Raw genomic sequence first — 24725 nt, forward strand, 5'->3', positions numbered from 1 at the left:
AGGTGCAGCTCAGCGCAGCGGCGGACCCCAGCTGACCTCCTCCCGCAGCTTGGCCTTCAGCAGCTTGCCGCCCGCGTTGCGTGGCAGCGGCTCGGGCACGACGCTGACGTACTGCGGGATCTTGAAGTCGGCCAGCTGGGTCCGCAGGTAGCCGATGACCGCGTCGACGTCGACCGCCTCGCCTCCGCCGTACAGGAGCGCACCGACCTTCTCCCCCATCACGTCGTCGGGTACGGCGATCACGGCCGCCTCCAGGACGGTGGGGGCCGCGGCGAGGGCAGCCTCCACCTCGAGGCTGGAGATGTTCTCGCCTCCGCGGATGATGATGTCCTTCGTGCGGTCGACGATGTGGATCCGCCCGGCGTCGTCGACGCGGACGATGTCGCCGGTGTGCATCCAGCCGTCGGCCAGGGCGGCCGCGGTCGCCTCAGGCCGGTTCCAGTAGCCCCGCATGATGTTGGCGCCACGGGCGAGCAGCTCGCCGTAGGACGGGTCGTCGTCGACCGGGGCGACGGCCAGCTCCACCGAGGCCACGGCGAAGCCGACGGAGTCGGCGTGCTCGACCGCGTCCTCGTGCGGCAGCGACGTCAGCAGCGATGCCGTCTCGGTCATGCCGTAGCCGTTCATGACGCGCGCGCCCGGGAACGCCTTCTGCAGCGCCTCGACCAGGGAGGGCGCGATCGCCGCGCCGCCGTAGCCGACCCAGCGGACGTGGCTGACGTCGGCGTCGGCGAACGCGGGGTGGCGCAGGATGAGGGCGTACACCGCGGGCACGGTGACCATGAGGGTGATGCGCTCGGTGCTCAGGGTCTCGATCAGGCGGGCCTGGTCGAGGGCCGGCATGATCACGGCGGTGCCACCGACGTAGTGCGCGGTCAGCAGCTGGGAGTTGCAGCCCGTGACGTGGAACAGCGGCACGGAGACGAGCGTGCGGAAGTCGGACCCCGTCTCGCGGGAGCCCACCAGTCCACGCACCATGTTCTCGGCGTTGGTGAGGAACGCCTCGTGGTTGGTGGGCACCCCCTTGGCGCGGCCGGTGGTGCCCGAGGTGAAGAACATCGCGCACGGGTCGACCAGCCCGAGGTCGGGCTCGACGTAGGGCTCGCCGTCGGGAAGCGGGGAACCCGCGTCGAGGTCGACGGTGACGCCGGCGTCCTCGAGGAGACCTGCGATCTCCGGCGGCGCCGACCGGATGTTCGGCGCCACCGCGATGCCGCCGGCCATGATCGTGCCGTAGAAGGCGAGCACCCAGTCGACGCCGGCCGGGTAGCGCACGGCCACCCGGTCACCGCGCCGTACGCCGGCCGCGCGCAGACCGCCCGCGACGCGCGAGGCGCGCTCCCACAGCTGGGCGTAGGTCAGTCGCTCGCCGTCGAGCTCGACGACGGCCTCGACATCCGGGGTCGTCGTCACGAACCGTTCGAGGGAGGCGAGCAGGGACGCCGGGAGGTCCTCGAAGTGGGCCGCGCCCTGGTCGTCGTACCACACGCCGTCCTGGGAGTACGGGTTGTGCGTCCGCGGGATCGGACGGATCTCGGGGCGGGTCATCGCGCCTTCACCGAGAGCCACCGCGCCGGATTCTCCACCATCAGGGTGGTGATCTGGTCCTCGGTGACACCCGCCTCACGCATCGCGGGGAGCACGTCGTCGTGGATGTGCGTGTAGTGCCAGTTCGGCAGCAGCTCGGCCGGCCCGGACTCGGGGTAGAAGTCGGAGTAGCACGACGCGTCGTGCGACATCAGCATGCTCTCGACGTACCCGAGCCGGATCATCTCGACGACCGTCTTGGTGCGGTCGGGTGTCGTGCAGAAGACGTCGACGCCGAACCGGTCCATGCCGAGCATGACGCCCTGGTCGGCCAGCGTCCGGAGGTAGGCGATGTCGGTGCTGTCGCCGCTGTGACCGATGCAGACCTTGGAGAGGTCGGCACCCTCGGACTTCATCACCTCGAGCGCCGGGATGCCCATCTCGCCGTGCGCGTGCGTGTGGATGATGACCGGTACGCCGGTCTCCACGTGCGCCTGCGCGACCGCGTGCATCACCCGCTCGACGCCGTGGACCATGCCGGCCTCGTCGATCGCGCACTTGAGCACGCCGGCCTTGACGCCGGTGCCGGCGATGCCCTCGCGGATGTCGTTCACGAACAGGTCGACCATCGGCTCGGGGCGGTCGAACGGCAGGCCCGGACCCTGGAAGTGAAACTGCACCGGCTCGTCGTGGTAGGTGTAGATCCCCGTCCCGACGACGATGTTGATGTCGACCTGCTCGTTGATCCGCTGGATGCGCGGGATGTAGCGACCCAACCCGATCACCGTCGGGTCCACGATCGTGCGGACCCCGCGCGTCGTGACGTCCTTGAGCTTCGCGACCGCATCCGCGACGCGCCGATCCTCGTCCCACGGGTCCGGGAAGTCGGGGTAGTTCTGGCGGATCTCCGTGCCGATGGTGAAGACGTGCTCGTGGGCGAGCACCTGGCCGAGGTCCTCGACCGGCACCGGTCCCCTGACGGTCTCGACGGTGGTCATCCTGTGCTCCTTCTGATGGGTGGGTTGAGGTCGTGCTGTGTCCGGGCGAGTCGTGAGCGCGTACGGCGCAGCGCTCAGAGCTCCACCAGGGCGGGGAGCTCGTCGGCGAGGTGGTCGATGATCGTGCCGAGGTCGGGCACCAGCTCGGGGCACGCGGTGAGCCCGAACGCCAAGGTGTCGCCGTGGCTGATCACCGTGATGTTCAGACCCATGCCGTCGGTGATCATCGAGATCGGGTACTGCGCCTCGCACCGGGCGCCGGCCAGGTAGAGCGTCTCGCGCGGCCCGGGCACGTTGGAGATCACGAGGTTGAACGGCATCGCGACCCGGTCGGCCAGCTTCAGCGAGGCCGAGGTGCGTGCGGCCAGCTCGGCGGCGGCGGGGGCGGAGAAGTTGCCGAACTCCTGCAGCAGCGCTGCCGGGGTGGCCTTGAACTCCTCCTTCGCCGCCGCCATCTCGGCACGGACGGCATCGAGCCGCTCGCGCGCGGAGGCCAGGTGGGTCGGCAGGTCGGGGGCCATCGCCGCGACCTGGTTGCCCGCCGCGTCGGCGTCGGTGCGGATCGACACGGGGACCATCGCGCGGATCGGCCCGTCGGGCAGGTCGTCGTGGGCCGCGAGCCAGGAGCGCATCGCCCCCGCGCACATCGCCATCACGACGTCGTTGACCGTGCAGCCCTGCTTGGCCTTCACGGCGTGGACATCGCCGAACGGGACGCCACCGTAGGCGAACTCCCGGCGGGCGGTGATGCTCCTGTTGATGGACAGCCGCGGGGCAGCGCTCCGCACCGGCCGGCCGAGCTGCGACATCGCGAACTTCTGCCAGTCGGCCAGTCCGCGGATGACCAGCTCGGCCATCCTGCCGGGCCGCGTGGCCAGAGCCACGGCGGTGCGCTGCAGCAGCTCGAGATCGCTCGGCTTCGTCTCCGGGCGGGGCAGGGTGGCCGGCGGCGCCAGGGCCTCTTCGTCGGGGTCGGTCGTGAGCAGGGCCGACAGCAGCGCCATGTTCGCCTTGCCGTCGAACGCGGCGTGATGGGTCTTGGTGTAGATCGCGACCTTGCCGCCCTCGAGGCCCTCGATGACGTAGACCTCCCACAGCGACCTCGACCGGTCGAGCGGCCGCTCGTGCAGCCGACCGATGAGATCGGCCAGCTGCTGCTCGTTGCCCGGAGCCGGCAGCGCGGTGCCGCGGATGTGATAGCTCAGGTCGACGTCGTGGTCGTCGTACCAGTAGGGAAGGTCCATCCCCAGCGGCACCTCGGCGAGCCGCCACCGCAGAGGCGCGATGTGCGGGATCCGGGCGGCGTAGTGCTCCCGGATCGCAGCGGCGTCGACGGGCCGATCGGCGGTCGACGGGTCGAGGATCATCAGGCCGGCGGTGTGGCCGGTGACCCGGGCGTCCTCGATCTGGAAGAACGAGGTGTCCACCGCGCTGAGCTGCTGCATCGTCGTTGGCCTGCCGATCGAGCGTTCCCTGTGCCGGCCGCCCCACTATCCGACCGCGCGGTATGTATCGTGCCACAGCCGGATGCCCCTGAGTAGGGGTCACGGTGACGCAAGACACATCGCCGCCCTGCGATCCGCGGCCGGTCAGAGGCGCGGGTCGACCGGCTCGGACTCGAGGGCGAGCACGGCGAACACCGACTGGAGAACCTTCCAGGCGAGGCCGGGCGTCCTGGGCCATGCCACGGCCCAGGACGCCCCGCCGATTGCTCAGCAGCTAGCGACAGCCGTGTCCACGAACGGCGTGCCGGCCAACGACCCCGACGTTGCGCCGTTGTTGTAGAACGCGTCCGCGGAAACGTAGTAGGCGTTGCTCCACGGAGCGGGCGCGATCCGGTACCACCAGTTGTTGCCGTCGGCGACGGCGAAGCCTTGCAGACGGCAGGAGACCTGGATGGTCTGGAACGCCGAGACCGATGGGCCCTTCACGAGCGAGAGAGGTGCGGCGATTGCTCGATCGATCACGATGTCGTCGATCGGGGTGTTGTGCACGCCAGACAGGCAGATGCCGCGCGCGGACAGGTCGGGCGCCGGGCCGGACGGACTCGGGGCTTGCGCCTGGTGACCTGCCACCGAGCAGCCGCTGAGCATCAGCGCGGCGAGCGATGTCCCCACAGCTGCACGCCTCCGAGCCACATCCAGAGTCTGCCGCACACCGCGGCCGCGCGCTCAGCCTCCGGCCACGGTTGCTGCCACGCGGCGCGCGAGGGCGGGATCGCTCGAGCTCGTCCGGCCCGTCTCGACGTGGCCGGCCAGCTGGAGCCGGGTCGTCGCCGCCTCGACGGTCAGGTCGTACCAGCCGTCGTTGCCGGGGAACGCCTGCTCGACCGCGCTCCGGGCAGGAAGCGCGATCGTCGTCGACGTACCGCTGTAGCCGTCGGTGACCGTGACCCGGAGGGCCTGGGCGCCGGGGTTGCGGAGGCTGACGAGCAGGCCTCCACCGCGACCCGTGGGAGCTGCCGAGACGACGGGGGCGGCCAGGTCCAGTCCGGACGCCTGCCGGAAGAAGCCGTTGGGCCCGTGGATCTCCACCGACGTGGCGGTGGTCGTCGCCGCCAGCTCCGCGCGCATCGTCCGGCCCGCACCGACCGTGTACATCTGCGTGAGCTGCGCGGCCGGCGTGGTCGTCCGGATGTGGAACACCGCGCCGCGGTGCCCACGGTTCACGAGATCGACCCCGAGGCCCGCGGCGGTCGCCGAGACGATGGCGTCGAGGTCGTAGGGCAAGGGCCGCGCAGCGCGAACGCCGGGCTCCTGAGCGGGAAGCTGCTGCCGGGTCGGCGGCACCACGACGACGTCGGGGTGCCGGTTGCGGTCCGGCGGCGCGTACCCGGTGGTGCTCGGAAGCGACGGCACCGAGGTGCTGGCGCCGGAGAAGTCGAACGCCGACGTCAGGTCTCCGCAGACCGCACGACGCCAGGCCGTGATGTTCGGCTCGTGGACGCCGAAGCGCGCCTCCAGGAACCGGATGATCGAGGTGTGGTCGAAGACCTCGGACGTGACGAAGCCGCCCTTGCTCCACGGGGAGACGACCAGCATCGGCACGCGCTGACCCAGGCCGTAGGGCCCGGGTACGCCGGTGCTGCCGCCCGGTGTGTTGACCTCGCCGTGGTAGATCTCCCCCTCGGTGCTCACCGTCGACGCGCCGTCGGCGGCCGTCATCGGGGCGTACGGCGGGACGACGTGGTCGAAGAAGCCGTCGTTCTCGTCGTAGGTGATGAACAGGGCGGTCTTGCTCCACACGTCCGGGTTCGAGGTGAGGGCGTCGAGCACCTGGGCGACGTAGCCGGCGCCGTAGTTGGCGGGCCAGTTCGGGTGCTCGGTGTACGCCTCGGGCGCGACGATCCAGGACACCGACGGCAGCGTGCCGGCCGCCACGTCCGAGCGCAGCGTCTCGAACAGGTCCTGCCCGGACTTCGCGTCGGTGCCGGTGCGAGCGCCGACGTACAGCGGTGAACCGGGTGCGGCGTCCTGGTACTGCTTGAAGTAGAGCAGCGCGTTGTCACCGTAGTTGCCGATGTAGGCGTCGCTGGTCCAGCCCCAGTAGCCGGGGCCGTCCAGGCCGACGCCGGAGTCCTGGTAGACCTTCCAGCTCACCCCTGCCGACTGCAGCCGCTCGGGATAGGTCGTCCACGAGTAGCCGAGCTCGTCGTTGGCGATGACCGGACCGCCGCCGCCCTCGTTGCCGGGCGAGCCGCCGACCGAGCCCGTCCACATGTAGTAGCGGTTCGGGTCCGTCGGGCCCAGCAACGAGCAGTGGTAGGCGTCGCAGATCGTGAACGCGTCCGCCAGGGCGTAGTGGAACGGGATGTCGCCCCGGTCGAGGTAGGCCATGGTCGCGGCCGTCTTCACCGACACCCACTTGTCGTACTGACCGCCGTTCAGGGCCGCGTGCGTGCCGTTCCAGCTGTGGTCGAGGTCCTCGATGAACGCCAGTCCGGCGTCGGCGACGTCCGGGTGGAACGGCAGCACCTCGCCCGTCCCGTCGGGCTGGTGGAACACGCTCTTGCCCGAGGCGAACCTCGCCGGGTGCGGATCTCCGAAGCCGCGCACGCCGCGCAGGGTCCCGAAGTAGTGGTCGAACGAGCGGTTCTCCTGCATGAGGACGACGACGTGCTCGACGTCCTTGATCGACCTCGTACGTCGGTTCGGGCTGATCGCCACGGCCCGGTCGATGCTCTGCATGAGGACCGACGCGGCCGCGGTCCCCGCTCCGGCCTGCAGGAGGCGGCGGCGGCTCAGGTTCGTCATCGCCAGGTCCTCAGGGCCGGAAGAGCTCGACGAGCGAGCCGGACGTCGTCGGCGAGCAGGTGTTCGCGAGGCAGCCGAGGTGCCACATCTTCTCGATGGTCGCCAGCACCGTGTACTCGTCGGCGGGGGCGTCGGTGCTGATGTGCGGGCCGGCCGCCGAGTTGATCACCAGCAGGGGTGCGTCCCCTCCACCCAGCACCACGCCGTTGGCGCCGACGGGGCTGCCGGGTCCTCCCGAGAAGCCGGAGTAGTCGTTCTCGTCCCACATCAGCACGATGCTCGACTTCGTGGTCTTCCAGGTCTGCGAGCTCGTGATCTGCTGCACCGCCTGCTTGACGTACTCGTCGCCGAGCTGGATCGCGCCGTGGTCGAGCCCGCTGTCGGGGTAGCCGCACTTCGGGTTGCCGATCAGCGCCGCGCTCGACGGGGAGATGCCGTGCATGTCGTGGCACTGGTCCGGGCTGATCCACACCAGGTTCGGCACGTTGCCCGACGCGAGGTCGGCGCCGAACTGGTCACCGGGGACGATGTTCTGCAGCCGCGGGTTGCCGGGCGAGTTGATCCCGGAGAAGTACATGAACGGGTTGTGCTTCTGCGCGTAGAGCTTGACCGTCGTACCGTTGACGACCGGCGCGTACTCGCCCTCGAAGCCCACACTCGGCATCGACTGCATGTAGGCCTTCCAGGTCCGTCCGCTGGCCTCGAGCTGGTCGACCAGGGTCCTGCCGTCGAACAGGTGCGGGGTCTGCGAGGCGCTCGCGAACTGCTCAGGCGTGAGGGCGGCACCGTCGGTCGCGTCCCCCGAGCCCGGGACGAACTCCTCGGGCTCGCAGGTCACGTCAGCGCCCGCCTTGCAGTCGTCCCAGATGCCCTGGAAGCTGCCCGAGATGGCGGCGAGGTACTCGGGCAGGCTCGGGTGCGTCACGCCGTGGTAGTTCGTGGCGACGTTGTAGCGCCGGGCCAGCGAGGTGATGTACGGCGCGTCCGCGGTGTTGCCGATGACCTGGTCGGTGCCGTGGTTCTCCATCATGATCACGAACACGTGGTCCGGCCCGCTGGACGCGGCGGTGCGCTGAGCGTGCGCCGATCCAGGAACCAACGCCAGAGCGGAGGCAGCGAGCACGCCAGCCGCGGCCAGCGCCCGGGCAGTGCGGTGAGAAGTCGTCATCGAGAAACCACCTGTGAGAGGGAGACCGTCGACTCCGAATGCTCGCGGGCTCGGCCGGGGCAGGGCTCGACCGGCGGATGAACATTCCGCCAACTCCTCGGCAACCCTGGGCGGGTCACGTCCCTCTTTGCGTCTGCGCGCCAGCAGGCCGCTCCAGAAACTACGTCGAGACAACAACAGCTCGAGCTCGTCGAGCGATACCGAGCCGGTGCACTCCGACGAGAGTTGGCGGAGGTGTACGGCATCGGCACAGGCACGGTGTCCGCGATCCTCAAACGACACGATGCGAGTCGCAAGATCGGCCTCACGCCGGACGAGATCGAGGACGCTGCAGAGCGCTACGAGGCCGGACAGTCGCTCGCCAAGATCGCCGAGGCCTTCGACGTTGTGGCGAACACGGTGCGCACCGCTCTCCTAGGACACGGCATCACATTGCGATCGACGAGCGCGTCACGATCACCCTTGGGCCGGGACAACTGACCTCAGCGAGTTCTTGTCGAGCTTGCCTACGGCATTGGTCGGCAGCGCTTCCATCACGTGAACCGCGGTGGGGCGCTTGTAGCCGCTAAGGTGCTCGCGGCAGAGCGCCTTGAGCGACTCGACGTCGACGCTGGCATCTGGCCGGGGTTGGATGAAGGCGACAACCACCTCGCCCCACTTCTCATCGGGTACGCCGATCACCGCAGCGGCTACGACGTCGGGGTGGAGGGCGAGGACGTCCTCGATCTCCTTGGGGTAGATGTTCTCGCCACCGCGGATGATCATGTCTTTCGAGCGGCCTGCGATGGTGAGGTAGCCGTCCTCGTCGAGGAATCCGATGTCTCCGGTGCGTAGCCAACCTTCAGTGAGGACGGCAGCTGTTTCCTCGGGTCGTCCCAGGTAGCCGCGCATCACGTTCGGTCCGCTGACGACGACCTCGCCGACTTCTCCCTGAGGCAGCGGGTTTCCGTCGAGGCTGACGATGCGCAGTTCCTGGCCTGGGAACGGAAGCCCGACGGTGCCTGCCTTGCGAATGCCGTCGACCGGGTTGATGGCCGATCCGCAGGTCGCTTCCGAGAGGCCGTACGCCTCCACCAGCGGGAACCCGTATCGCACTTCGAACTTGGTGAGAAGTTCGGCCGGGGCCGGGGCAGCCCCGCAGACCGCGAACCGGACCGAGGAGGTGTCCGGCCGGATCTCGTCCGGCAAGGCCGCAAGCATGCTGTAGATCGTCGGCACGGCGGAGAAGAAGGTCGGTCGGACGTTCTCGACCGTCTTGAAGAAGGTGGCTGGGTTGAACCGCTCTGAGATGACGACGCTGGCGCCGACAAGGAGCGGCGAGAGGATGCTGACGACGATCCCGTTGACGTGGAACAGCGGCAGGATCAACAGGCACCTGTCGGTGGGTCCGAGCTTGAGGCCTTCGCGTCCCATCTCGGTCATGGCATCCAGGTTGGCGTGGTCGAGCATCACCCCCTTGGGCACTCCGGTGGTCCCCGACGTGTAGATGAGCAGAGCCAGCCGCTCCGTGTCGTCGACAACCCGCTCCGTGTCGTCGACAACCGCTGCGTCGTCGGGGGTCGCGAGGTCGTAGCGGAGCTCGGAGACCGAGAGGCAGGCGATGCCCTCGACCGGGTCACTGTCGTCCTCGATGACGAGGAGCCTCGCGCCCGAGTCGGCGAGCTGGCGAGACACCTCACTGGACGTGAGGGCCGGGTTGACCGGGGTGATCGTCGCCCCGATGCGCCACGCCGCGAAGAGCAGGACGACGAACTCGACGCGGTTCGTGAGCCGGAGCGCCACGACGTCATCCATGCCGACGCCGAGCTGGCCCAACTGGGCCGCGACCGACCGCACCTGGGCGAGGAGGTCGGCGTTGGTGAGTGCCTGGTTGGAGTCGGCGACAGCCGCAGCACCGGGTTCGGCGGCCGCTCGGCGGTCCGGGAGGGTGGCGAAAGTCATCGCGCCTCCTTGAGGTGGCGCAGGAGGAAGTCGGTCTGGTCGGCGACCACGGCCTCGAAGGGAGCGCCGAGGTAGATGTCGAAGTGGCCGGCCTCGTACCTGCGGATCTCGGCCTTGGGTGCTGTCTTCGCGTAGGCGACAGTCTCTTCGGGCGGTGTCACGGAGTCATGGTCGGGGACGCAGAACAGGATCGGCATCCTGACGTTCTTCGCTGCCTTTCCCGGGCGGTGCCGGGTGATGGTCGGCGCGACCCGGGCGGCGACCTCGTTGATGAAGGTGACACCTTCGGGCACGAGTGCCAGGTAGCCCGGCAGGGCGTCGGGTGCGGTCATGAGTGCCCGCTCCCCCGGCGATCCGGCGAGCTTGACCAGCACGGGGTCTTTCCGTAGCGCGCCGGCGAGGATGTCCTGGGCGACCACAGAAAGCAGGCGCAGGGTTCCTGCCGGGCCGAGTGCGCGGGCTGAGGCGATGCCGTCGGTGAACGGGCACTGTGAGATGGCTGCGCGCAGCTCGGGATGGCGCGAGGCCACGATGATGGCGTGGCCACCACCGAAGGAGCTGCCCCACACCGCGATACGGGTGCCGTCGATGTCAGTTCGCGCCTTGGCGTGAGCGATGGCCGCGTCCCAGTCGGCGAGCTGGCGATTGATGGAGAGCAGTTGGCGCGGTTGACCGGTGGAGTCACCGAAGTGCCGGTAGGTGAAGGCCATGGCGGCGATACCGGCCTGGGCGAATCGCCGAGCGAAGGCGTCCAGGCCCATTTCCTTGGTGGCGCCCAGGCCGTGGCCGAGGATGACCAGCGGCGGGTTGTCGACGCCGTCGGGCAGGAAGAGCCAGGCCGAACAGGTGTCACCGTTCGAGGCGAAGGTGATGTCGTGATGGGTGACGGTGTGCCTGCTCATGCCTTCGCCCCTGCCGTCGGGGCGCCGGCGCCCCGGGTGTTGCCTGTTGCGAGTACTTGCTCGAAGACGCCGGGCTGGTAGAGCGGCAGTTCGCCGCTGGCCTCGGTGTTGGCCATGTAGTCGAGCATGAGTTCCTGGCCGATCTTGGACAGCGCGGTCGCGAGGAACTCCGAGCGCTCGATGTGCAGGCCTTCCTCGAGGTCGGCAGAGCCGCCGAAGTAGACGGCCCGCTTGATCGCTGCACGCGACGTCTTCGGCCGGGACCCGAGGGTCGCCGCGAGCTCCAGTGCGCGGTCCAGGACCTTCTCGGGTGCCACGACGTCGTCGACGGCGCCGATCTCCAGAGCTTGTTCAGGAGTGAAGGGCTGGCCGGACAGGATCGCGACCAGTGCTTTGTGGTTGCCGACGAGTCGCGGCAGGCGCTGTGTACCTCCCCCGCCGGGCATGATCCCCAGCAGGACTTCGGGCTGGCCGATGAAGTAGTCGCCTTCGGGCATGACCCGCAGGTCGTTGGCCCAGCTGAACTCAGCGCCGAGGCCGAGTGCTGAGCCGTTGAGCGCGGCGATGAAGATGACGCCGCTGCGGTTCATCTTCAGGAACGTCTGGTGAACCCTCTCAAGCTGGACCGCAGGCCACAGCGGGGTCTTGCCGAGTGCGCCCTTCATGCCGCCGACGCGGGTGACGCCACGGGCAACATGCGCCAGCGCCGAGGCTCCCTTCACCCCGACTGATGGCACTGTGGCGCCGCCTTCCTGCAGCCAGCGGACTTCGGCGTGGGAGACGAAGCGGCCCGGGTGAGTGCCCGTGAAGACGACCGCGTGGATGTCGGGGTCGGCGTCGGCACGGTCGACAAGTGCGTCGAGCTGCTCGGCGATGTCGTTGCCGAACAGGCCCAGGGGTCCTCCGTCGATTCGGGCGATCAGGACCGGCCCACGGTCTTCGATGTCGAGGTTTCCTCTTACTTCTTGTGCCATGACGAGTCCTTGCGACGGGCGCCTTCGCGCTGCTTGATTTCAAGAGAATAACGAAGTTATCGTGATGGGGCAACCAACCGAGGAGAACCATGAGCAGAGTCAGGCCGCCCGACTACGACTGGGTCATCGTCGGTTCAGGTTTCGGGGGCAGCGTCGCCGCGATGCGCCTGGCCGAGAAGGGCTACCGCGTCGCGGTGATCGAGCGTGGGCGCGACTACGCCGACGAGGATTTGCCTCGGTCGGCCTCCGACCGGCAGCGCTTCGTCTGGGCTCCCGCACTGGGATTGCGCGGGATCATGCGCAACGTCTTGTTCGGCCATGTCTTCAGCTCGACGCAGACCGGTGTCGGCGGCGGCAGCCTGGTGTACGGCGGCGTGCTGTTCCGTGCACAGGATCCGTTCTTCGACGACGCGCAGTGGCATGACCTGGCCGAGTGGAAGCACGTGCTGGAGGGGCATTACGCGGAGGCCGAGCGGATGCTCGGGGTCGCCACGACTCCATGGGAGTCGGCGACCATGGGGTTGACTCGTGAGGTCGCTCAGCAGTTCGGAACTGGCGACGGATTCGCGCCTGCTCCCGTGGGCGTGTTCTTCGGTGAACCGGGAAAGACGGTGCCCGACCCCTACTTCGGAGGCGCCGGACCCGACCGAACGGGCTGCACCCGCTGCGGCGAGTGCATGACCGGATGCCGTACCGGTGCCGCGAACCGGCTGACGAAGAACTACCTGTGGTTCGCGGCGAAGGCTGGCGCGCAGATCCATCCGGAGCGCGAGGTCGTCGATGTTGCTCCCCGGGGGGCGGCCGACGGTGCAGACGGCTACCTGATCACGACCCGCCGTCCGGGCAGGCTGGTCGGCCGCGACACCCGCACCTTCACCGCTGGCGGCGTGGTGTTCGCCGCAGGCGCAGTAGGAACCAACGAACTACTCGCCGACTGCAAGCACCGCGGGTCGCTCCCCCGGATCAGCGACCGGCTCGGCGCTCTGGTGCGCACCAACAGCGAAGCAGTGCTGTCAGTCCTGCTTCCCTCCGATCTCGGGACATGGCGGGACGTGACCGCCAGCAGCCGCGTGATCATCGACGGCGACACCCAGATCGAGTTCCTCACCTATGGCCCCAACGGGGACTTCATGCGGCTGCTCTTCACGGTGCTGGTCGGCGAAGGGCGAACCTTGCGAAGGCTGTTGAAGTGGGGCGGTTCGGTGGCCCGTCACCCCGGGCGATGGGTCGCGACCCTGCGCTCCGGCTGGAGCAGCCGGACGCTGATGATGCTCGTCATGCAGCCTCGAGACAACGCGATCCGCTTCGAGGCCAAACGTCGCCGGTTGCGGCGTGGGTACCGGATCGTGTCCCAGGTCGATGGGGACCGGCCCGCGCCGACCTACATCGACGCCGGGCACAAGGTGGCCACGTGGCTGGCGGAACGGACCGGCGGCATCGCCCAGAGCAGCGTGTTCGAGGCGTTGGGCAACAAGCCGATGACCGCCCACGTCCTGGGAGGCGCCGCGATCGGCGCGACGGCCTCGACCGGCGTCGTCGACGCGCACCTCCACGTGTTCGGCTACCGCAACATGGTGGTCTGCGATGCTGCCGCGCTCCCGGCAAACCCGGGCGTGAACCCCGCATTGACGATCACCGCGCTCGCGGAGCATGCGATGGCACAGATCCCCGCTGCGGGTTTGGAACGATAGCCACATGGCCGAGGACACGACCGCTGCGGAATCCCCCTCCAACGGCATCGCCGAACGTTTGATCGCTGCGACGATCTCTCTGCTCGCCACGCAGGGCCCCGGTGCGATCAAGGCACGGACCGTGGCGGCGGAGGCCGGGATGTCGACCATGGTCGTCTACAACTACTTCGGCGGCGTGCCCGAGCTCGTCAACGCCGTCGTGGACCACGGCTTCAATGAGATCGGAAGCGCCTTCGAGCGCCTGGACGTCACGGACGACCCGGTGGCCGACCTGTTCACGATGGCGCTCACGACCCTGGCGTACGCCCGCAGCAACCCGCACCTGTACGACGCGATGTTCGGCCTCTCGCGCCGCGCCACCTACCGCCCAGAGGAAGGGACGAGCGCGCACCTCGCCGGGCACTCCGCGGCGTTCCGCGCCGCCTATGTCCACGTCACCGAAGCGGCAGCCCGCCTCGGGGTCTCGGCTGGACTGTCGATCGACGACCCGACCGCGGCTGCGGGCGCGTTGTGGAGCTTCGTCCACGGCTACATCACCTTGGAACTGGCGAGCCACTTCGCCGAGTTCGACGATCCGGTGCGGCAGGTCCTGGTGCCCATGGGCGTCACCTTCTGCGTCGGGTTGGGCGCGGACCGCGAGGCCGCAGTGATCTCGCACGAAGCAGCTCTGGCCCGGGTACCGCTTCCCCGCCTCTAAGCCTTCAGGCGAGGACCTCTGGATAGAGATCCTCGATGGCACCAGCGAGGCCGGCTTTGACCCGGGCCGTGACCTCATCGGCCACCACCTCGAAACCGTCGCGCTCGACGACGTCCAGGACCGCAGTCACCAGTTCGTCAGGGGTCATCTTCGGGCCACTGGCCCCGGCGGCCATGGCGGTGTCGACGTAGCCCATGTGCACCCCGACCACGTGGACGCCGCGCGGCGCGAGCTCGAGGCGCAGGCTGTTGGTCGCGGCCCAGAGTGCTGCCTTCGAGGCGCTGTAGACGCCGCCGAAGTGGTACCAGCTCGCAACCGAATGCACGTCGACCAGCACCGCTGCGTCGTGGCGCTCCAGCAGGGGCGCGAAGGCTCGGGCCACGGCGACCGGGCCGAAGAAGTTGGTCTCCATTCCCTCGCGCAGCTGGTCGTCGGTCAGGTCGAGGATGCTCGCGCTGGCCGGGAGGTTGCCGGCGTTGTTGACCAGCATCGTGACATCGTTCGCGGCGGCCGCCGCAGCGTCAATCGATGCCGCATCGGTGACGTCGAGGGCGAGTGGAACCACGCGGTCGTCTTCCCAGTCTCGGGGGGTGCGTGCTGTTGCGTAGACCTTGGTCGCGCCACGTTCGAGGGCCTGGTGCACGAATGCCGTACCGATGCCTCCGTTGGCTCCGGTGACGAGCAGGACCTGTCCGGCAAGGGTGGGCATGTCAGTTCTCCTGTCCTTGGTGGATCACGGTGGTGCCGCGGTTGGTCGGCGGCAGCTCTGGGAATGCGTCCTGGTCGATCCCGAGGCGGCCCGAGCAGGCCAGCGGCCTCACTTGGAGGAACACCCCGACCCGGTGGGTCTTCTGCGTCAGGGCGTGCTTCATCCCACTGGCGTGTCCCCCGGGCTTGTAGGCGAAGTCCTGGGCGAGCCCGTAGGTCTTCCAGAGGCTGATCGAGGTGTGCTCGAACGGCAGCTGGGAGGAGATGTCGATGCTGCCTCGGTGTCCCGGGTGGTGGGCTGCTCGGCTGGCGGCGTGCAGGTTGTTGCGCACGAAGGTGAGGAGCTCTCCGCGCCGGAGGATGCCGTGGACGATCGCCACCATCGGCTCCTCCTTGGCCAGGGGTGCGGCGGTTCCCGCTCGGGGAGTCCAACCGTGCCAGTGGTCGAGCTCGGACTCGGAGTCGATCCGGACCCGGGCGAGTTCACCGTCGAGACTGAAGCAGCCCGGGTGGTCGACAGTCTCCTTCAACGGCCCGGCGAAGGCCGCTTCAGCAGCCTCGGGTGATTCCCAGGCAGCCACGAGCGCACAACCTCCCGGCACGATCGAGGGCGGTACGGCGTAGGTCCCGTTGTTGGAGTAGTTGACGCTAGCGCCACGAAGTCCGTCGATTCCCTGATCAATCAGACGCCGCGCGGATCTGCGCCAGCGGATCCGTCCACCGGTCGGCCGCGCGAAGGCGTCGATGGTGACGAAGTCTGGCCTGGTCATCAGCTCTCACCCAGGAACTCAAGGACTTCCGGCACGAACTCGTGGTGGTACTGGAAGACACCGCCGTGGCCGGAGTCGGGGTAGATCCGCAGGCGCGAGTCTGGGAGTCGCGCTGCCATGTCCTTGGAGTGCTCGCTGGCGACCATCAGGTCCTTGTCGCCGTTCGCCACGAACACGGGGATCTTGATCTGTGACAGGTCGTCGGCGGCGTGCAGGCCAGCGCTCGTGATGGCTCGGAGTTGGGCCAGGCGCGCTTGGGACGAGATCGGCTCGTCCCGCCCGGTTGTCCGCTCAGCCAGGCGCGCGAAGTAGTCGTTGGCCGCCTTCTTGCCCGAGGTGGTGCGGGGGAAGAACAGGAAGTGGCGTGGATCCTTCCGAGTCAGGAAGGCCTTGGTGTAGGCACCGCCGACGATGAAGGGCATCTTCCAGATGCCACCGCCTCCGCGCGGGCCGCTGCCAGCGACCACCATCCGGCGAACCAGGTCAGGCGCCTGAAGTGCGACCATCTGGGCGACGGCGCCGCCGAGGGAGAAGCCGATGAGGTCGACGTGGTCGTACCCCAGCGCACGGATGAAGGCGATCGCGTCTGCGCCCATCTGCTCGATGTCGCTCGGCACGCGGCCGCCGGTCGACCCGACGCCGCGGTTGTCGAACGCGATGACGTGGTGCTGGGCGGCGATTCCGTCGAGGACTCGCGGGTCCCAGTCGTCGAGGACTGCGGTGAAGTGGTGCAGGAACACGACGGGCACGCCGCCGGGTTCGCCGAGCTCGCGGTAGGCGAACGAGGTGCCGTCGACGTCGATCGTCTTGGTGGGTGTGGTCTTCCAGCTGGTCATGACTTCTTCCTTCGCGAGGGTGCGGCGGCAGTGGCGGACAGCGACGTCGAGGCGCGGGCGTCGAGGCGGGCGAGGACGTCGAGGATGCGGCGGTCGTGGGTGAAGCGGGTGTCGAGGGTCGGGCCGAGGATGCCGCGTAGGGAGGACACCGGGCCCCACAGGTTCGGGCGGATCACCCGTACGGCGCGGCTCTCCAGGCCGTCGGCGATGCCTGCTGCCGCGTGAGCCGGCGCGATCCGCTTGAGCATCGCCTTGGGCAGCGCGCCCAGCAGCTCCATCACGACCGGGTCCTCGTCGACGCCGCGAGCGATCATGTCGGTCTGCACCAGTGAGAAGTACGCCGTGAGAACCGAGACGCCGTGGTCGGCGAGTTCGATGCGCAGGCCGCGGCCAAGCTGCTCGACGGCAGCCTTGCTCATGGCGTACGGGATCGTGCCCATGCCGTTGAGGAAGGCGAAGACCGAGCTGATGAGCACCACCTGACCCTGGTTCGCGATGACCTGGGGCAGGGCCGCCGCGACGGTGTTCGCCACGCCGGTCACGTTCACCGCCAGCGTCGCCTCGATGTCAGCGGCCGGAGTGTTCCGCAGGGTGGCCGCCTTCGCCAGCAACCCGGCGTTGGCGATGACGACGTCGAGCCGGCCGAAACGGTCGACCGTGTGCTCGACGGCCTGCTCGAGGGAGCCGCGGTCACGGACGTCGGCGACGCAGCCGAGGGTGTTGTTCGGGTGCAGCTCGCGGGCCCGGTCAGGCGTGTTCGGGGCGATGTCGGCGATCGTCACCCTGGATCCCCTGTCGAGGAGAGCGCGGGCCGTCGCGGCACCGATCCCCCCGTTGCCACCGGTGATGAGGACGACCTTGCCGTCGAGGTCGTACGTCGCGCGGCTCACTTGAGGCCTCGCCGCGGCGAGAAGGAGATCCGGCCGTTGCGGCGCACCATCGCCAGCGCGGTGACCAGCGGGCCACGGTCCAGGTCGGGCTCGAGCCCGCGCGCGAGCCGGTGCAGCTGGTCGGTGTTCCAGCTGATGTTGAGGAAGCCGTCGAGCGCCTTGAGGTCGGTCAGGCGGCCGAGGATCGGGCGCAACCCCGCCTGGATCTCGTGGGTCGTCAGGGTGGCCGTGCGCCCGTCGAGGATGCTCGCCGCGGCGTCGGTCGCGGTGACGGTCGGACGGGCGATACCCACGAGGTCGCAGTCGCCGGCCGCGAGCGCGTCCTCCATCGCGGACCGGCTGCGGAACCCGCCGGTCACGGCGATCGGGATGCCGCCCGCCTCCTGCCGAACCGATCGCGCATAGTCGAGGAAGTACGCCTCCCGCTCGCGGGTCGAAGAAGCTTCGGAGCCCCCCATGGCCGGGGACTCGTAGTTACCGCCGCTGACCTCGATCAGGTCGACAGCCTCGGCGGCCAGTGCGGCGACGACGGCGCGCGAGTCGTCCTCGGAGAAACCGCCGCGCTGGAAGTCGGCGGAGTTCAGCTTGACCGCGACCGCAAAGCCTGGGCTGACACGTCCGCGGACGCGTCGTACGACCTCGATCAGGAACCTCATCCGGCGCTCCGGGGTGCCGCCCCACTCGTCGGTGCGCAGGTTGGTCAGAGGCGAGAGGAACTGGGTGATCAGATAGCCGTGTGCGGCATGCAGCTCGACGCCGTCGAAGCCGGCCTCCCCGCACACCGCGGCTGCCGTCGCGAACCGCTCGATGATCTCCTCGATCTCGGGGCCGGTCAGCGCGCGCGGCGTCGTGGCGCCCGGCATGGCCAGCGCGACGGCGCTCGGAGCGACCGGGGTGTGGCCCAGGGCGAGCAGGTTGGACTGGCGGCCGGGGTGGTTGAGCTGGGCGAAGATCGCGGCACCGCCGTCGTGGGCGGCCTTGGTCCACTCGGTCAGCTGCGGGAGGTCTCGATCGTCCTCGATGGCGATGTTGCCCGGCTCGCCCAGGTGTGCGCGGTCGACCATGATGTTGCCGGTGACCAGGAGGCCGTAGCCGCCCTGCGCCCACCGCCGGTACAGCGTGACGATCCGGTCGTCGGGCGAGTTGTCGGCATCGCCCAGGGCCTCGCTCAGCGCCGCCTTCGCGATGCGGTTGGGCAGGCGTACGCCGGACGGCAGGTCGAGAGGATCGGCAAGCGAGGCCATGGTGTGCTCCAGTTCATGATTGCAGTACGTTCATAATAGTATGATCGTAATGCTATCGTGTTGACAAGCCCCCGGAAGGAGATGCACGCCATGGCCAGGTACAGCCCCGAACACAAGGAAGCCACCCGCCGCCGGATGATCGAGACAGCAGGCCGCCGCTTCAAGAGCGACGGCATCGACGGCTCCGGCATCGCCACGCTGGTCGCCGATGCAGGCCTGACCAACGGCGCCTTCTACGGCCACTTCGCCTCGAAGGACGACCTGGTGGCCTCCGTGGTGACCCAGCAGCTCGCCGACCAGGTCGCCGTCGTCAACGACCTGCCCGCCGGCCTCGCGTCGGTCGAGTCCTACCTGCGTGAGTACCTCTCCCCCGCGCACCGCGACGACCTAGCGGGCGGCTGCCCCTCGGCCGCTCTGCTCGACGAGATCGGCCGCTGCGACCTCACGGTCCGCGAGGCCTACACCGAAGGCGCTCGCGCAATGATCGAGGCCATCGCGCGCCACCTCGACGACGGCGATCCGCAGCGGACCCGCGAGCGCGCGATCGGCCTGTTCACCCTGCTGGTCGGCTCGATCCAGGCCGCCCGCGCGGTCACCGATCCCGAGCTGTCCGAGCAGATCCTCGCTGCGGCGTACTCCAACGCGGTGACGCTGGCCACCGCCGGTCAACCGACCACCCACCCGACCCGACAGGACACACCATGAAGGCATTCGTCGTCACCCACTACGGACCCGACGGGCTCAAAGCGGCCGACGTACCGTCGCCGAGCCTCGGACCTCGTGACGTCCTGGTGGACATCCGCGCGGCCAGCATCAACCCGCTCGACAAGATGGTCCGCAACGGCGAGTTCAAACAGCTCATCAAGTACAAGCGCCCCCTCACACTCGGCCACGACCTGGCCGGCGTCGTGCTCAAGGTCGGCGCCGATGTCCGCGGCTTCCAGGCCGGGGACGAGGTCTACGCGCGGCCGCGCGACCTGCGCATCGGCGCCTTCGCCGAGCAGATCGCGATCGATGCTGGCGACGTCGCCCTGAAGCCCTCCTCCCTCTCGTTCGACGAAGCGGCCGCCGTGCCCCTCGTCGCTCTCGCGGCGTGGCAGGCCCTGGTCGAGGTGGCGGAGGTGCGGCCCGGACAGAAGGTCCTGATCCACGCAGGCGCCGGCGGACTCGGATCGACTGTCATCCAGGTCGCCAAGCATCTCGGCGCCTATGTCGCGACGACGGCCCACACCAACGACATCGAGCGGGTCCGCGCCCTCGGCGCGGACGAGGTCATCGACTTCACCCAGCAGGACTTCACCCAGGTCGTGTCCGGCTACGACGTCGTTCTGGACTCGCTCGGACCGGCCAGCCTGGAGAAGTCCCTCACGGTCCTCAAGCCCGGCGGCCTGGCCATCAGCGTCGTGGGCCCGCCCGACCCATCTTTTGCCGACCAGCTCGGACAGCCCCTCCTCAAGCCGGTCATGGCCGTGCTGAGCCGCAAGGTGCGCCGGCAGGCCCGCAAGCTGGGCGTGCGCTACTCGTTCTTCTTCATGCGGGCCAGCGGCAGCCAGCTCGCGACCCTGGCCGCGCTCTACGACAACGGCACCCTGCGGCCGGTCCTCGACCGCTCTTTCCCGTTCGAGCGGACCCTCGACGCCATGGCGTACGTCGAGCAGGGCAAGGCCGCCGGAAAGATCGTGGTGACCCGATGACGACGTCGACAACGGCGGCGGCGCAGACCTCGGCAACGACCCCTACTCAGTACCTCGAGGCAGCCGGCACCACGTTCGCCTACCGCGAGCTCGGTCCCCGCTCTGGCGTACCGCTCGTGATGCTTCACCACTTCACCGCGACCATCGACGACTGGGACCCACGCGTCCTGGACGGCATCGCGGCCGAGCGGCACATCATCTACGTCGACCTCCGCGGCGTCGGCGGCACCAAGGGGCGCGTGCCGATGAAGGTCGACGCGATGGCCCAAGACGCGATCGCGTTCATCGGCGCGCTCGGGCTCACCGAGGTGGACCTCCTGGGGTTCTCTCTCGGCGGGTTCATCGCCCAGGTCGTGGCGACCTCAGAGCCGAGCCTGGTGCGACGACTGATGCTGACCGGCACCGGACCAGCGGGCTTCAAGGGTGTCGGCCAGTTCAACCGTCGACTGCTGACCGACTCGGCCCAGGGCGCCGCCAAGATGACCGATCCGAAGCCCTTCCTCTTCTTCACCCGCACCCAGAACGGGCGCGCAGCTGCCGCCGACTACATGATGCGCATCAGCGAGCGAACCGAGGACCGGGTGAAACGGACGTCCATCCGCGCGGCGGCTCACCAGCTGATCGCCATCGCCAGATGGGGCGCTCAGCCACCGATGGACCTCGCCGCGATCACCCAACCCACACTGGTAGCCAACGGCGAGGACGACCGGATGCTCGCCACCCGCGGCTCCTTCGAGCTGGCCCACCGGATCCCGAACGCCCAGCTCGTCATCTACCCCGACGCCGGGCACGGAGGCGTCTTCCAGCACCACGACCGGTTCGTATCGGAAGTCCTGGACTTCCTGCGCTAGCAGGTAGCCCATCCCCGACGCGCTGTTCTCCGGCGCCACCACGTCCTCAGGAGCCCGCCATGAGCCACAACAGCACCGAACCCGTCATCACGTCGTACGCCCAGGCACCGACGCGCAGCATCGCCGTCGGAGACACCAGATACGCCTACCGGGAGCTCGGGCCGAAGGGCGGGATCCCGGTCGTCTTCTTCGTCCACCTCGCAGCAACCCTCGACAACTGGGATCCGCGGATCGTCGACCCGATCGCGCGCACTCGTCACGTCATCGCCTTCGACCAGCGCGGAGTCGGCGCCTCCACCGGACATGTGCCCGGGACCCTCGAGGAAGCGGCTGACCACGCGTACGAGTTCATCGCAGCGCTCGGCTACGACAAGATCGACGTGTTCTCCTTCTCGATGGGCGGCATGATCGCGCAGGACCTCATCGTCAAGCATCCCGACCTGGTCCGTAGGCTCATCCTGACCGGGACCGGACCGCGTGGCGGCAAGGACGTGGACAAGGTCGTCGGCGTGACGTACTGGGACATCCTCCGAGCCACCCTGACCCGGTCGGACCCGAAGGAGTTCCTCTTCTTCAACCGCGATGCAGAGGGCAAGGCCGCGGGCAAGGCGTTCGTCAAGCGACTCCAGGAGCGCACCGTCGACCGGGACCAGGAGATCAGCATCGGGGCACTGCGCACCCAACTGAAGGCGATCCAGAAGTTCGGTCGCTCGGCCCCGTCGGACTTGTCGGCCTTCACCCAGCCGACGCTGATCGCAAACGGCGACCACGACCGGATGGTTCCCACCGTCTTGTCCGAGGACCTACATCGCCGGATCCCCGACAGCCAGCTGATCATCTATCCCAACTCGGGGCACGGTGGCATCTTCCAGTTCCACGAGACGTTCGCCCCAGTCGCGGCTGCGTTCCTCGCCGACTGAGCGAACTCCGCCAACAGAGCTCTGGAATTGGGAGCGTGGAAGTCCGGCTTCCAACGCGCGTCGTGGACCGGAGCAAGCTTCAACCACCCGGGAACGCGACGAGCCTTGACGAACCGAAGCGGTGGTGAGACAGATGAGTAGAACGCGGCGACCTTACGAGGTGCGAGCCACCGGGGTTCGACGACCCGAACCCGGACCTCGAGATGATCGTCCAGACGATTCTCCTGCACGTACAACTCGAACAAGCTGCAGACGGCGGCACCAAGGCGCAGACAGTTGAGCATCCTGATCCGCCAGGTTTCGGGTCCCCTCAGCCTCATTGACATAAGCATCATCAAGGGCCGTGCTTACGGTCAGACGACCGTCACAGGGGCCCCAAAGACCCCAGGAATGCACAGAAGCGGGCCGTTTCCGGCCCGCTTCTGCAGTTTTCTACTAAACCGCCTCGGTGGAGGTGAGGGGACTCGAACCCCTGACCCCCTGCATGCCATGCAGGTGCGCTACCAGCTGCGCCACACCCCCGGGGTCATCGCTCCGCGGAGCGACGAGACGAAATATTAGCGAACGCGTCGCGGGAGGTGAAATCGGGGTCCGCGATCGCGGTCCGCCCTGCCGTGCGGCAGGGCGGACCGACGTACGACGGACGGGTCAGCAGCCCGTCGCGGGCTGGCGGAACCCGTCGAACGGGTTGAGGTCGCCCATGAAGGTGTAGCGGCCGCCGGAGCCGCTCTGGTTCGCCTCGGAGCCGGTGGCGGTGGCCGGGGAGCGCATGAACCACGGCAGCAGAGCCTCGTCCTCGGGGTGGTAGAAGCCGTCGGCGCTCTGGGTGCCGTTCGGGTTCGGTCCCTGGAAGTACGGGTTGGTCCCCATCGCGAACCCGATCCCGACGACCGGGTCACCGGTCTCGAGGACGCTCGTGCAGCCGTACTGCGGCGCGGTCGGTGTCAGCCACGGCTCGACGTAGTTGTTCACGAACGGGTCGTCGGCCCACTCCGCGATCTCGTGGGTGATCGCGTGGATGTCCTGGAGCGCCCAGAACGACCCACCGTCGGGACGGGCGTACACCCCCGGCTGGAGGTACGACGCCCACGCGAACGTCTGCACGGCGCCGTTGCCCTGGTTCTTCCCGAAGCCCTTCTTCAGACCCGCGGCGCCGGTCCCGTGGAACCCGATGACGCCCGTTGTGCTGAGGTCGTTGTTCGTGTACAGCAGCACGTCGTTCGTCAGGTACAGCGGCAGGTGCGTCGGGTCGGCGGCGGTCTCCAGGTTGTTGATCTGCCCGGCCCACCACGTGTAGTCGACGGCGGCGATCACGACCCCGCGGCCGCTCCGGAGCAACGTGCCCTGCTGCTGCGGGACGGTGATCGTGACGGGCGGCAGCAGGTTCGGGTGCAGGCGCAGGTGGTACGGGCTCGCCCCGGTCTTGTCGAACTGTGCGCGCATCGTCGCGTCCTGCAGCTGCAGCGGTACGCCGGCGTCCTCCTGCGAGAGCGCTCCCCCGGGTCCACGGACCTCCTGCGGGGTGCCCGGGAAGCTGCCCGCGGCCGTGGCGGCCGGCGTCGACCCGTAGTCGTTCTCCTGGAAGACGGGCGAGGCCAGGGTCGGGGTGACCACGTCGTTGCCGTCGAAGGTCTGGCCGGCGACCTTGACCACGACGGGCGTGACGTCGACCTGGACGGTGACGTCGCACGCGCTGCCCGAGCAACCACCGGGGTCGGCACCGACCATGTTGTAGGCGTAGGTGACGCCGTCGTGCGGGTCGAGCGTGTGGCCGTACCAGTGCGGCACGGTGCGGGTCGTCGGCAGCACCTTCGCACCGCCGTTCAGCACCGTGGTGCGTGCCGAGGACGCGTCCCCGGTGAAGGGCTGCGGGGCCGACGGCGAGGACGCCGCGGTGGCCGAGACGGCCGGGACGAAGGCCGCCACCACGACACCCGTGGCGCCGGCGATCCGGAGCTTGTTGATCGAAATCTTCATCTGTGATCCCCACTCGGGCAGCGCCCCGACCCCGTTGCCAGGGCGACATCCCAGATTCGCACGCCCGGAGGCGCGGCGCTAGAGAACCGCGATGTTGTACGCCGAGACGGCCCAGCCGCCCTCCTCGCGCTCGGCCAGCTCGACCCGGGCGCAGTTGGTGAGGTGGCCGAGGTCGGCCGCGGTCGCCGGCGGCCACCCGAGCCAGGCCACCAGCCCGGTGCGGATCGCGGCGCCGTGGGCGACAGCCACGCCGAGCTCGTCCGGGCCGAGCGCGTCGACGAGGTCGCCCAGGCAGGCGGTGAACCTCTTCGCGACGGCCTCCGGCGGCTCGGCGTCGGCGAGCTCGTCCCACTGTCCGGTGCGGAACAGCTCGAAGGCGGCGGGGTCCTCGGCCGCGAACTCGGCGTGGGTGGAGCCCTCCCAGCGCCCGAGCGAGTACTCGCGCAGCCGCTCGTCGGGGACCGGTGTCAGGCCGCAGGCCTCCCCCACCACCTCAGCGGTACGACGGGCGCGGGCGAGGTCCGAGGTCCACAGCAGGGCCGGCCGCAGGGCAGCCACGACCGGCGCGACCGCAGCCGCCTGCGCCAGTCCCACCGCGTCCAGCTGCGAGTCGATCTGCCCCTGGATGCGGTGCTCCGCGTTCCACGAGGTCTGCCCGTGCCGCAGCAGCACCAGCCGGCGCAC

23 protein-coding genes and 1 tRNA gene are annotated in these 24725 nt (G+C 69.0%); 7 read left to right on the forward strand and 17 right to left on the reverse strand.

From position 1 onward, the window contains the following. Nucleotides 1–9: 9 nt before the first annotated feature. The 6 genes from ACYVAQ_RS13550 to ACYVAQ_RS13575 all read right to left on the reverse strand — a co-directional run bounded on the left by ACYVAQ_RS13550 (nucleotide 10) and on the right by ACYVAQ_RS13575 (nucleotide 7946). On the reverse strand, nucleotides 10–1569 hold the full coding sequence (locus ACYVAQ_RS13550; protein ID WP_460790384.1) for a class I adenylate-forming enzyme family protein: 1560 nt from the start codon (nucleotides 1567–1569) through the stop codon (nucleotides 10–12). Next, nucleotides 1545–2525: a phosphotriesterase family protein gene (locus ACYVAQ_RS13555; RefSeq protein WP_460790386.1), complete on the reverse strand. Its 981-nt coding sequence runs from the start codon at nucleotides 2523–2525 to the stop codon at nucleotides 1545–1547. Before ACYVAQ_RS13555 ends, ACYVAQ_RS13550 begins: the two co-directional genes overlap by 25 nt. Before the next feature lie 74 nt (nucleotides 2526–2599). After that, entirely contained in the window at nucleotides 2600–3970 is a 1371-nt protein-coding gene (locus ACYVAQ_RS13560) for a WS/DGAT/MGAT family O-acyltransferase (RefSeq protein WP_460790388.1), read from the reverse strand. A 267-nt stretch (nucleotides 3971–4237) separates the two neighbouring features. Continuing rightward, nucleotides 4238–4642 carry a hypothetical protein gene (locus ACYVAQ_RS13565; protein WP_460790390.1) on the reverse strand — a complete coding sequence of 135 codons (405 nt, stop codon included), beginning with the start codon at nucleotides 4640–4642 and terminating at the stop codon, nucleotides 4238–4240. Nucleotides 4643–4696: 54 nt separating this feature from the next. Further along, nucleotides 4697–6778: a phosphocholine-specific phospholipase C gene (locus tag ACYVAQ_RS13570; protein ID WP_460790392.1), complete on the reverse strand. Its 2082-nt coding sequence runs from the start codon at nucleotides 6776–6778 to the stop codon at nucleotides 4697–4699. A 10-nt stretch (nucleotides 6779–6788) separates the two neighbouring features. Beyond that, entirely contained in the window at nucleotides 6789–7946 is a 1158-nt protein-coding gene (locus ACYVAQ_RS13575) for an alkaline phosphatase family protein (RefSeq protein ID WP_460790394.1), read from the reverse strand. 234 nt (nucleotides 7947–8180) lie between these two features. Here ACYVAQ_RS13575 and ACYVAQ_RS13580 point away from each other — a divergent pair, with 234 nt between their 5' ends. Beyond that, nucleotides 8181–8426 carry a hypothetical protein gene (locus ACYVAQ_RS13580; RefSeq protein ID WP_460790396.1) on the forward strand — a complete coding sequence of 82 codons (246 nt, stop codon included), beginning with the start codon at nucleotides 8181–8183 and terminating at the stop codon, nucleotides 8424–8426. Here ACYVAQ_RS13580 and ACYVAQ_RS13585 read toward each other — a convergent pair. Genes ACYVAQ_RS13585 through ACYVAQ_RS13595 form a run of 3 tightly spaced genes read right to left on the reverse strand, consistent with a single transcriptional unit; the run spans nucleotide 8403 to nucleotide 11763 of the window. Beyond that, a complete protein-coding gene (locus tag ACYVAQ_RS13585; RefSeq protein WP_460790398.1) occupies nucleotides 8403–9887 on the reverse strand; it encodes a class I adenylate-forming enzyme family protein in 1485 nt (494 codons plus the stop codon). The two genes, ACYVAQ_RS13580 and ACYVAQ_RS13585, sit on opposite strands and share 24 nt — an antisense overlap. Then, complete coding sequence (locus tag ACYVAQ_RS13590; RefSeq protein ID WP_460790400.1) at nucleotides 9884–10789, reverse strand: alpha/beta hydrolase; 906 nt, start codon at nucleotides 10787–10789, stop codon at nucleotides 9884–9886. The genes ACYVAQ_RS13585 and ACYVAQ_RS13590 overlap by 4 nt, the downstream gene beginning before the upstream one ends. Beyond that, nucleotides 10786–11763, reverse strand: a complete 978-nt coding sequence (locus tag ACYVAQ_RS13595; protein ID WP_460790402.1) for an enoyl-CoA hydratase/isomerase family protein — start codon at nucleotides 11761–11763, stop codon at nucleotides 10786–10788. Before ACYVAQ_RS13595 ends, ACYVAQ_RS13590 begins: the two co-directional genes overlap by 4 nt. Before the next feature lie 89 nt (nucleotides 11764–11852). Here ACYVAQ_RS13595 and ACYVAQ_RS13600 point away from each other — a divergent pair, with 89 nt between their 5' ends. Both ACYVAQ_RS13600 and ACYVAQ_RS13605 read left to right on the forward strand, forming a co-directional pair. After that, nucleotides 11853–13454 carry a GMC oxidoreductase gene (locus ACYVAQ_RS13600; RefSeq protein ID WP_460790404.1) on the forward strand — a complete coding sequence of 534 codons (1602 nt, stop codon included), beginning with the start codon at nucleotides 11853–11855 and terminating at the stop codon, nucleotides 13452–13454. Nucleotides 13455–13458: 4 nt separating this feature from the next. Further along, nucleotides 13459–14151, forward strand: coding sequence for a TetR/AcrR family transcriptional regulator (locus ACYVAQ_RS13605; protein ID WP_460790407.1), 693 nt, complete (start codon nucleotides 13459–13461; stop codon nucleotides 14149–14151). 4 nt (nucleotides 14152–14155) lie between these two features. On the opposite strand, the gene ACYVAQ_RS13610 is transcribed toward ACYVAQ_RS13605, so the two are convergent. From ACYVAQ_RS13610 to ACYVAQ_RS13630, 5 genes are read right to left on the reverse strand one after another with little or no spacing between them, the layout of a single operon-like run. Beyond that, a complete protein-coding gene (locus ACYVAQ_RS13610; RefSeq protein WP_460790409.1) occupies nucleotides 14156–14860 on the reverse strand; it encodes an SDR family oxidoreductase in 705 nt (234 codons plus the stop codon). A 1-nt stretch (nucleotide 14861) separates the two neighbouring features. After that, on the reverse strand, nucleotides 14862–15629 hold the full coding sequence (locus tag ACYVAQ_RS13615; protein ID WP_460790411.1) for a hypothetical protein: 768 nt from the start codon (nucleotides 15627–15629) through the stop codon (nucleotides 14862–14864). Further along, the gene (locus tag ACYVAQ_RS13620) at nucleotides 15629–16465 is read right to left on the reverse strand and encodes an alpha/beta fold hydrolase (RefSeq protein WP_460790413.1); all 837 of its coding nucleotides are present in this window, start codon (nucleotides 16463–16465) and stop codon (nucleotides 15629–15631) included. Before ACYVAQ_RS13620 ends, ACYVAQ_RS13615 begins: the two co-directional genes overlap by 1 nt. Further along, complete coding sequence (locus tag ACYVAQ_RS13625; protein WP_460790416.1) at nucleotides 16462–17355, reverse strand: SDR family NAD(P)-dependent oxidoreductase; 894 nt, start codon at nucleotides 17353–17355, stop codon at nucleotides 16462–16464. The genes ACYVAQ_RS13620 and ACYVAQ_RS13625 overlap by 4 nt, the downstream gene beginning before the upstream one ends. Beyond that, entirely contained in the window at nucleotides 17352–18599 is a 1248-nt protein-coding gene (locus ACYVAQ_RS13630; protein ID WP_460790419.1) for an NADH:flavin oxidoreductase/NADH oxidase family protein, read from the reverse strand. The genes ACYVAQ_RS13625 and ACYVAQ_RS13630 overlap by 4 nt, the downstream gene beginning before the upstream one ends. Before the next feature lie 90 nt (nucleotides 18600–18689). Here ACYVAQ_RS13630 and ACYVAQ_RS13635 point away from each other — a divergent pair, with 90 nt between their 5' ends. Genes ACYVAQ_RS13635 through ACYVAQ_RS13650 form a run of 4 tightly spaced genes read left to right on the forward strand, consistent with a single transcriptional unit; the run spans nucleotide 18690 to nucleotide 22064 of the window. Continuing rightward, complete coding sequence (locus tag ACYVAQ_RS13635; RefSeq protein WP_460790421.1) at nucleotides 18690–19304, forward strand: TetR/AcrR family transcriptional regulator; 615 nt, start codon at nucleotides 18690–18692, stop codon at nucleotides 19302–19304. Next, nucleotides 19301–20293, forward strand: a complete 993-nt coding sequence (locus ACYVAQ_RS13640; protein WP_460790423.1) for an NADP-dependent oxidoreductase — start codon at nucleotides 19301–19303, stop codon at nucleotides 20291–20293. The genes ACYVAQ_RS13635 and ACYVAQ_RS13640 overlap by 4 nt, the downstream gene beginning before the upstream one ends. After that, the gene (locus ACYVAQ_RS13645) at nucleotides 20290–21144 is read left to right on the forward strand and encodes an alpha/beta fold hydrolase (protein WP_460790425.1); all 855 of its coding nucleotides are present in this window, start codon (nucleotides 20290–20292) and stop codon (nucleotides 21142–21144) included. Before ACYVAQ_RS13640 ends, ACYVAQ_RS13645 begins: the two co-directional genes overlap by 4 nt. 59 nt (nucleotides 21145–21203) lie before the next feature. Further along, a complete protein-coding gene (locus tag ACYVAQ_RS13650; protein WP_460790428.1) occupies nucleotides 21204–22064 on the forward strand; it encodes an alpha/beta fold hydrolase in 861 nt (286 codons plus the stop codon). 449 nt (nucleotides 22065–22513) lie between these two features. Here the strand turns inward: ACYVAQ_RS13650 and ACYVAQ_RS13655 are convergent. The 3 genes from ACYVAQ_RS13655 to ACYVAQ_RS13665 all read right to left on the reverse strand — a co-directional run bounded on the left by ACYVAQ_RS13655 (nucleotide 22514) and on the right by ACYVAQ_RS13665 (nucleotide 24725). Next, nucleotides 22514–22586, reverse strand: a tRNA-Ala gene (locus ACYVAQ_RS13655). Nucleotides 22587–22712: 126 nt separating this feature from the next. Continuing rightward, nucleotides 22713–24041 carry a hypothetical protein gene (locus tag ACYVAQ_RS13660; RefSeq protein ID WP_460790430.1) on the reverse strand — a complete coding sequence of 443 codons (1329 nt, stop codon included), beginning with the start codon at nucleotides 24039–24041 and terminating at the stop codon, nucleotides 22713–22715. A gap of 78 nt (nucleotides 24042–24119) precedes the next feature. Then, complete coding sequence (locus ACYVAQ_RS13665; protein WP_460790432.1) at nucleotides 24120–24725, reverse strand: histidine phosphatase family protein; 606 nt, start codon at nucleotides 24723–24725, stop codon at nucleotides 24120–24122.

Source organism: Nocardioides maradonensis, assembly GCF_054777115.1.

Bases quoted from the DNA above. Each gene is read 5' to 3' on its own strand.
- ACYVAQ_RS13640 (WP_460790423.1), top strand. From the start codon at position 19,301: ATGAAGGCATTCGTCGTCACCCACTACGGACCCGACGGGCTCAAAGCG.
- ACYVAQ_RS13595 (WP_460790402.1), bottom strand. From the start codon at position 11,763: ATGGCACAAGAAGTAAGAGGAAACCTCGACATCGAAGACCGTGGGCCG.
- ACYVAQ_RS13630 (WP_460790419.1), bottom strand. From the start codon at position 18,599: ATGGCCTCGCTTGCCGATCCTCTCGACCTGCCGTCCGGCGTACGCCTG.
- ACYVAQ_RS13555 (WP_460790386.1), bottom strand. From the start codon at position 2,525: ATGACCACCGTCGAGACCGTCAGGGGACCGGTGCCGGTCGAGGACCTC.
- ACYVAQ_RS13590 (WP_460790400.1), bottom strand. From the start codon at position 10,789: ATGAGCAGGCACACCGTCACCCATCACGACATCACCTTCGCCTCGAAC.
- ACYVAQ_RS13610 (WP_460790409.1), bottom strand. From the start codon at position 14,860: ATGCCCACCCTTGCCGGACAGGTCCTGCTCGTCACCGGAGCCAACGGA.
- ACYVAQ_RS13650 (WP_460790428.1), top strand. From the start codon at position 21,204: ATGAGCCACAACAGCACCGAACCCGTCATCACGTCGTACGCCCAGGCA.
- ACYVAQ_RS13615 (WP_460790411.1), bottom strand. From the start codon at position 15,629: ATGACCAGGCCAGACTTCGTCACCATCGACGCCTTCGCGCGGCCGACC.
- ACYVAQ_RS13575 (WP_460790394.1), bottom strand. From the start codon at position 7,946: ATGACGACTTCTCACCGCACTGCCCGGGCGCTGGCCGCGGCTGGCGTG.
- ACYVAQ_RS13660 (WP_460790430.1), bottom strand. From the start codon at position 24,041: ATGAAGATTTCGATCAACAAGCTCCGGATCGCCGGCGCCACGGGTGTC.
- ACYVAQ_RS13600 (WP_460790404.1), top strand. From the start codon at position 11,853: ATGAGCAGAGTCAGGCCGCCCGACTACGACTGGGTCATCGTCGGTTCA.
- ACYVAQ_RS13635 (WP_460790421.1), top strand. From the start codon at position 18,690: ATGGCCAGGTACAGCCCCGAACACAAGGAAGCCACCCGCCGCCGGATG.
- ACYVAQ_RS13570 (WP_460790392.1), bottom strand. From the start codon at position 6,778: ATGACGAACCTGAGCCGCCGCCGCCTCCTGCAGGCCGGAGCGGGGACC.
- ACYVAQ_RS13585 (WP_460790398.1), bottom strand. From the start codon at position 9,887: ATGACTTTCGCCACCCTCCCGGACCGCCGAGCGGCCGCCGAACCCGGT.
- ACYVAQ_RS13560 (WP_460790388.1), bottom strand. From the start codon at position 3,970: ATGCAGCAGCTCAGCGCGGTGGACACCTCGTTCTTCCAGATCGAGGAC.
- ACYVAQ_RS13605 (WP_460790407.1), top strand. From the start codon at position 13,459: ATGGCCGAGGACACGACCGCTGCGGAATCCCCCTCCAACGGCATCGCC.
- ACYVAQ_RS13645 (WP_460790425.1), top strand. From the start codon at position 20,290: ATGACGACGTCGACAACGGCGGCGGCGCAGACCTCGGCAACGACCCCT.
- ACYVAQ_RS13620 (WP_460790413.1), bottom strand. From the start codon at position 16,465: ATGACCAGCTGGAAGACCACACCCACCAAGACGATCGACGTCGACGGC.